Annotated in this window: 6 protein-coding genes and 2 pseudogenes; 4 read left to right on the forward strand and 4 right to left on the reverse strand. The window is 62.3% G+C overall.

Going from position 1 to position 6,617, the window contains the following annotated elements; all coding sequences use genetic code 11:
* The 4 genes and pseudogenes from CWO89_RS39000 to CWO89_RS39015 form a co-directional block, all read right to left on the reverse strand.
* Positions 1-677: extracellular solute-binding protein (locus CWO89_RS39000; RefSeq protein ID WP_130583639.1), on the reverse strand; the 677-nt coding region annotated here is incomplete at its 3' end.
* A gap of 19 nt (positions 678-696) precedes the next feature.
* Positions 697-1,539 (reverse strand): annotated as a pseudogene (locus tag CWO89_RS39005) (carbohydrate ABC transporter permease).
* Positions 1,536-2,486 (reverse strand): carbohydrate ABC transporter permease, encoded by a 951-nt coding sequence (locus CWO89_RS39010; protein ID WP_130583644.1) that lies wholly within the window; start codon positions 2,484-2,486, stop codon positions 1,536-1,538. The pseudogene CWO89_RS39005 and the gene CWO89_RS39010 overlap by 4 nt, the downstream one beginning before the upstream one ends.
* Positions 2,487-2,488: 2 nt before the next feature.
* Positions 2,489-3,688: an ABC transporter ATP-binding protein gene (locus CWO89_RS39015; RefSeq protein WP_130583640.1), complete on the reverse strand. Its 1,200-nt coding sequence runs from the start codon at positions 3,686-3,688 to the stop codon at positions 2,489-2,491.
* A 195-nt stretch (positions 3,689-3,883) separates the two neighbouring features.
* Between CWO89_RS39015 and phnF the strand changes: the two genes are divergently transcribed.
* The 4 genes and pseudogenes from phnF to CWO89_RS39035 form a co-directional block, all read left to right on the forward strand.
* The gene (gene phnF / locus CWO89_RS39020; protein ID WP_130583641.1) at positions 3,884-4,618 is read left to right on the forward strand and encodes a phosphonate metabolism transcriptional regulator PhnF; all 735 of its coding nucleotides are present in this window, start codon (positions 3,884-3,886) and stop codon (positions 4,616-4,618) included.
* A 124-nt stretch (positions 4,619-4,742) separates the two neighbouring features.
* Positions 4,743-5,066: pseudogene (locus tag CWO89_RS39025) on the forward strand (IS66 family transposase); the annotation flags it as partial.
* A gap of 178 nt (positions 5,067-5,244) precedes the next feature.
* A complete protein-coding gene (pip, locus tag CWO89_RS39030; protein WP_130583642.1) occupies positions 5,245-6,201 on the forward strand; it encodes a prolyl aminopeptidase in 957 nt (318 codons plus the stop codon).
* Positions 6,202-6,321: 120 nt separating this feature from the next.
* Positions 6,322-6,617 (forward strand): Rid family hydrolase (locus CWO89_RS39035; protein WP_130583643.1); only part of this gene is annotated, 296 nt, incomplete at its 3' end.

Genomic DNA, 6,617 nt, shown 5'->3' on the forward strand with positions numbered 1-6,617 from the left:
GCGAGCCCGGGGGGCTGATCGAAGGCAATCGCTTTCTCGTCGAACGACATCATGCTTCCGCCGTTGGCGAACAGCAGGCTCTGGAACATCCAGTTGCCGGTGATGTCCCACTGGAAATAGAAGCCGATGATGTTGCGCGCGGGGTCGTCGATCTTCTTGCCGAGCGCGACGATATCTTCCCAGCGCGTCGGAAAGGCATCCATCTCGACGCCGGCCGCTCTCACCAGGTCGGCGTTCACGTAGAGGAGCGGCGTCGAGACCGCAAAGGGAATGCCGAAGGTCTTGCCGTTCACACTGCCAACCCGCAGCATGCCGGCGTCGTAGCCGAGTTTGTCGGCGCCGCCGTCACCTGCGATGAAAGGATCGAGCGGAACGGCGATGCCGCGGTCAACCAGGCCGCGCACAAGATTGAGACCCTGAAAGGTCACGTCCGGAAGATCGCCGATCATGGCGTTTCGGATGATGCTCTGCGAGGCATCCTCGTAGTTCGGCGCCGCGGCGAGAAACTCGACGGTAATACCCGGATTCTCCTTCTCGAAACGCTCCTTGATTTCCTGATGTGCCTGAGCCGTCGTCCGGTCGAAGGCATAGAGAACCTGCAGGTTGGTGGCCTGTGCACTGGTGGTGGCGAGACCGATCAGCCCACAGACGAAAGAGATTGCCAAAGAGATCCGCATCGCGCGCTCCGCCAGATCGTTATTTCAGGGAAGCCGAGGTCAGCCCTTCGATGAACCAGCGCTGGGCGACGACGAAAGCAAGCACAAGCGGCAGGATCACGAGCACGGCGCCGGCCATCAGCGGGCCGTATTCGGTGCTGGCTTCGCCGCCGTGGAAGATCGCAACGCCCAGCGCCGGAGGCATCAGGTTTGGCGACTTCACCGCTATCAGGGGCCAGAACAGGTCGTTCCAATGGGAGACGACGGAAAAGATCGAGAAGGCAATGACGGCCGGCATCGCCATCGGCAGCATGATACGCTAGACGATCGCGAACTCGGAGAGGCCGTCCAGTCGCGCGGCATGGACCACGTCGTCGGGAATCGATCTGAAGAACTGCCGGAACAGGAAGATGCCAAAGGGCGAAACGACAAAGGGGAAGACCAGCGCAGCATAGCTGTTGAGGAGGCGGAGGCTGTAGCCGAGCATAAAAAGCGGCACCGCCAGCACCTGGTGGGGTATCAAGAGGCCAACCAGGACGAGGCCGAACAGCAGGTCGCGCCCCCTGAATTCCAGCTTGGCGAGCGCGTAGGCGCAAGGCGCGCAAATCAGGATCTGCAGCGCCAGGATCGCGGCGCAGACAAGAGCGCCGTTTGCCATGTAGCGCGGCAGCGCCGCCGCCGTGAGCGCCCTCCCGTAATTCTCGATCGCGTACCAGTGCTCGGGCAATAACGAAAAGGAGGTTCGAAAAATCTCTGCCGGCGGCTTCAATGACAGGCTTGTCATCCAGACAAAGGGAAGGAGCATAAGCCCGCCGCTTGCGAGCAGGAGGGCATGGCGCGCGATGGCCGCAGGCCACGGCAGACGATAACCGGCCCGGCTCATTGGTAGTGTACCCTCTTGTCGATCAGGCGGGCCTGAATCAAGGTGAGCGTTACCGCGATGACGAGGAAGACGACGGTGATGGCGGCGCCATAGCCGGCGCGCAGGAATTCGAAGCTCTCGCGATAGAGCGTGTGAAGCAGCACCTCGGAGGCGTGACCGGGGCCGCCCCGGGTCAGGATCTGCACCGTATCGAAGACTTCAAAGGCCCTGAGCGCCACGACAATGACCACGAACATGGCAACCGGCCCCAGCATCGGCAGCGTCACGGTCATCAACCGATCGAGCCATCGGTCGGCGCCATCGATGTCAGCCGCGTCGTAGAGATCCTGCGGAATGCTCTTGAGGCCAGCGAGGAACAGCACCATGGCGAAGCCGAGATTCTGCCAGATGCCGATGACGGCGAGCACCGGCAGCACCGTCGCCTCATCACGCAGCCAGTTGGCGGTGGGGAGGCCGACCGCTGCGAATGTGCTGTTGACGAGGCCAATGGTGGGATGGAGCAGCGCTTCCCAGACGATCGCCATGGCCGCAAGCGTTGCCATGAATGGCAGGAAGTGGATGGCGCGATAGAAGTCACGCAGGGTGCTGCCGCTTTCGATCAAGAGCGCGATAGCAAGGCCCCCCAGCACGGTGCCCGGCATCACGATCGACACGTAGACGAGCGTGTTGCGCAGCGAGGCGACGAAAGCCTCATCAGCGAATATCCCCTCGAAATTGGTCAAGCCGACAAAATGCAAGCTCGTCGTCCCGAACTGCCAATCGGTCAGGGCGATGGCAACGATGGCGGCCACCGGCAAAATGAAAAGAATGAGCAGCAGCACTGTCGCGGGACCGGTGAGCGCGACGGCTGCAAGCGCCTCCCCTGGTCTGCGCGCCGGCAGTACCTTGGCCGGCGGATCGGTGTCCGATCGGCCTAATGAGGCGTCATACCGCGCGCCGATCACCATCCTCATCGCGCATGCCCGCGTCTGGCCGCAACGTTCGTGTCGACGACGGCGGCGGGAGGTCGGCGGTCGGCGTAGGTTCGGATTCGCTGTCCTTCGGGCGCAAACAGCAGCACCCGCTCGGCGCGCACCGCCAGATGAATTTGTTCGCCGGCAGCGACATGAGGCGCCCGCTCCGCATCCAGCCGCGCGATCACCGGTTCAGCTTGTCCCTCTGCGTCGAGATGGAGATAGAGGTCCGAACCCAGGTGTTCGACGAGCCGCACCCGTCCGGCGAGCAATTCTCCCCGTCCGCCCGAAGCGACCGGGGTGAAAGCTTCCGGCCGGATGCCGAGCACGACGGAACTGCCCGGCTGCCGGCCGGTTTCGATCGCCAGCATGTGGCCACCAACGTGGATCCCTCCACCCTCGCCGACGCGCGCCTCGACCATGGTGATCTTCGGAGAGCCGATGAACTCGGCCACGCGCCGTTCCGCCGGATCGGCATAGATCTCAAGCGGCCGGCCAACCTGCCGAAGCTTTCCGTCGAGCATCACGGCGACCCGGTCCGAGAGCGTCATCGCCTCGGCCTGGTCGTGCGTAACATAGACAAATGTCACGCCGAGTCTGCGATGCAGTTGCTTGATTTCCGCGCGCATGGTGACGCGCAGCTTGGCGTCGAGATTGGAGAGCGGCTCGTCCATCAGGAATACCGACGGACGGCGCACCATCGCGCGTCCGACGGCGACGCGCTGACGCTGGCCGCCGGAGAGCTCACCGGGCCTCCGGCCAAGGACATGCTCAATCTCGAGCGCGCTCGCGGTTTGGCGCACGTCCTCTTCGATCTGCCGGACCTTGGCTTGCGTTCCCGCAAGAAGACGGCCAACGATAGGCAAGCGCTGCAAGGGGCTCAGGCGACGCATCTTCAACGGCAGCGCCATATTCGCTGCGACCGTCATGTGCGGGTAGAGCGCGTAAGACTGAAAGACCATGGCGACGCCGCGCTGCTTCGGGCGCAGCCCGTCGACCGCGAGCCCGCCGATGACGACGTTGCCGGAATCCTGTGCCTCGAGGCCTGCGATGATCCGCAGAAGCGTGGACTTTCCGCAACCGGACGGCCCGAGCAGAGTGAGAAATTCACCGTCCTCGATGTCGAGAGAAACGGCATCCAGAACAGGAGGGCCGCCATAATCTTTCGATAGCCTGTCAAGGCTGATCGCTGCCATTCCTGTTCCATCCTGTCCGGCGCAAGCCCTCTCGACTTGCGGCCAAAATCTGTCTAGACAGATTTTGCTACAGTTGGATGACAATCTGACCTTCTTGCCCACAGGGTTCGGCAGGTGGCTTGTGGCTATGCGGGCCCTGTTAGGACAAGCATGGCCGGGAGCCCTGACCAACCCTGATTTCGAGTGGTAATCCGGATGCGGCCCAAACTATCTGCGGAGTCTCAAGAGCCCCGGTGGAAACAGCTGGAGCAAACGCTTCTGCAGGACATTCAGGGCGGACGATTTGACGGTGCCGGACGCTTGCCGTCCGAGCACGAATTGGCCGAGCGCTTCGGCGTCAACCGCCACACCGCGCGCCAGGCCATCGCGGGCCTCGTCCAGCGCGGCATCATCTTCAAGCGTAAGGGCGGCGGCTCCTATCTGGTCCCCGGCATGATCGACTACGAGATCGGAGAGCGCACGCGCTTCAGCACCAATGTCGCGCTCCAGGGTCGCGAGCCCAGCCGCACGCTTCTGGAGGTGAGCGAGCGCAAGGCTCACGCTCGGGCTTGCGCGGCACTGGAGATGGCCGAGGACGAGATGTCAGTCTTCATTCAGGTCATCGGAGAAGCGGACGGCATACCGATCAGCATTGGCGACACCTATCTTCCCGCCCGCCGGTTTCAGGGCTTCGGTGCGGTCTATCGCCAGACCATGTCGATCACGAAGACGCTCGCCCAGTTCGGCATCCACGACTACACCCGCGAAACGACCCGCGTCATTGCACGCAACCCCTCCCAGGACGAGGTCCGACACCTGCGACAGTCCGCGATGACGCCGATCCTCGCGGTCGAGAGTGTCGACGTCGATCGCGACAAGCGTCCGATCGTCTACCACGAGACCCGATTTGCGGGAGAACGCGTCCAGTTTGTCGTGAAGCGCGGCGATTGATCGATCGTGTCATCTGGTTCCAAGCATCAGCGTGGCCTCTTGCCGATCAGATGCTTGACGTCGTACATCGGGCCGGCTCTGGGTCTACGCCCGCAATCAGCGGCCATGGGGTGGACCTGAGCCTCCGGCTGCAGTCCATCTGTTCGCCCCGGACCCCAAGGCTGAGCGTCCGGTCGCGCATCTTGCCGACTTCAGAGGCATCCTGCATGTCGACGCATTCGCCGGCTTCGAGCAGCTGGCCGACAAGGAGCGCATCACTCCCGCCGCCTCTTGGAGTCCCTCCCGCCGCAAGTTCTACGACGTAGCCGAGGCCACCGGATCACCTGTGGCAACAGACGCCTTGCGTCAGATCGACGAGCTCTACGCGATCGAGCGCGCATCCTCGGACAATCCCCCGCCTCTGGATTTTTGCTGGTCAGGAAGATCCCTCGAAATGCCAGTTCCATGATTTCTCCTCATACGGCCTCGTTTTCCGCAGACAATGACCGCCGTCGCTCGACAGTTTAAACGTGGAGCATAACCGCCAGCGGTTGTAACGCCCCCGCTCCTCATGTTCATGCGCCGTTGTTTCGTCGATCGACTTTGACGCGCTGCTATACTGTCCCTGAAATCAAAGGATTCCGCAAATGTCGGTGCAGTTCCCGCCAATCGAACCATACGCGAGTGGTTTGCTCGATGTGGGAGACGGGCATGAGGTCTATTGGGAGAGTTGCGGTAATTCCGAGGCCAAGCCCGCGCTGTTCCTGCACGGTGGCCCAGGCTCGGGCTGCTCGGCGGGGCAGCGTCGCTTCTTTGATCCGAGCCTCTATCGCGCCGTGCTGTTCGATCAGCGCGGGTCTGGGCGGAGCCGACCGCTGGCGAGCGATCACAACGCTGACCTAAGTGCCAATACCACAATGCACTTGGTTGCCGACATTGAGATGTTGCGCGTGATGCTCGGCGTGGACCGCTGGACCATTCTCGGTCTGTCCTGGGGCACCACGCTCGGCCTAGCCTATGCCCAGACTCATCCCCATCGAGTGAATGCATTGGTTTTGGGATTCGTAACCACCACCTCGCGCCGTGAGGTGCAATGGATTACGGAGGATGTTGGGCGAATCTTCCCGCGGGAATGGGAGCGTTTCGCCGATGCAATTCCCCATCATCTGCGGCACCTGTCGCTGGTCGATGCCTATGCAACGATGCTCGCGGAAGGGGATCCGGCGCTCCGCGACCGTGCGGCAAGCGAGTGGTGCGCGTGGGAGAATGCGCATGTTTCGCTGACGCCCGGTCATGCACCAGACGCGCGCTATCAGGATCCGGAGTTCCGCCTGCGGTTTGCCCGGCTTGTTACACATTACTGGCGCCACGCGGCCTTTCTCGAAGAGGACCAATTGATCCGCGATGCTCCTAAACTGAAGGGCATCCCCGGCGTTCTGATCCACGGGCGGTACGATGTCAGCGGCCCATTGATCACCGCCTGGCAGCTGTCGCGTCGATGGACGACTAGCCGGCTACACATTCTCGATGACGCTGGACACGGCGGCGGCAACCGTTTTATGGCCCTGGTAGTCGATGCCTTGAACGAGTTTGCTGCACTGTAGCCGTCACTCTCCTGACCGTCGCCTGTTCTGCTAACAAGCGATGCGCCGTTGCGCTCGAACGCACGCGACTGCCGTCGCGATTCACCTACGCTTATCCACCAACAACGCAGGAGAACTCGGTTGTTAAGGCAGAACATCTCGTCCGGATATGCCTTTGAAGACACGTACGGATACTCGCGAGCCGTCCGAGTTGGAAACCAAGTATTTGTATCCGGTACAACGGCCCGCCCGCCGCAACTCGGCGGCGATGCGTATGGGCAGGCCAAGGCCGCACTGGCGATCATAGCCGACGCACTGGCCCAGACCGGCGCCGGAATGCACCACGTCGTTCGTACGGTGGTGTACGTTATCGACATGGCTGACACTCAACATATCGCCCGGGCCCATTCTGTCATTCGGCCTGCAATATTGACCCC

This window comes from Bradyrhizobium sp. Leo170 (assembly GCF_004296405.1).
In the GTDB taxonomy this organism is placed as follows: domain Bacteria; phylum Pseudomonadota; class Alphaproteobacteria; order Rhizobiales; family Xanthobacteraceae; genus Bradyrhizobium.

Bases quoted from the DNA above. Each gene is read 5' to 3' on its own strand.
- CWO89_RS39010 (WP_130583644.1), bottom strand. From the start codon at position 2,486: ATGGTGATCGGCGCGCGGTATGACGCCTCATTAGGCCGATCGGACACC.
- CWO89_RS39015 (WP_130583640.1), bottom strand. From the start codon at position 3,688: ATGGCAGCGATCAGCCTTGACAGGCTATCGAAAGATTATGGCGGCCCT.
- phnF (WP_130583641.1), top strand. From the start codon at position 3,884: ATGCGGCCCAAACTATCTGCGGAGTCTCAAGAGCCCCGGTGGAAACAG.
- pip (WP_130583642.1), top strand. From the start codon at position 5,245: ATGTCGGTGCAGTTCCCGCCAATCGAACCATACGCGAGTGGTTTGCTC.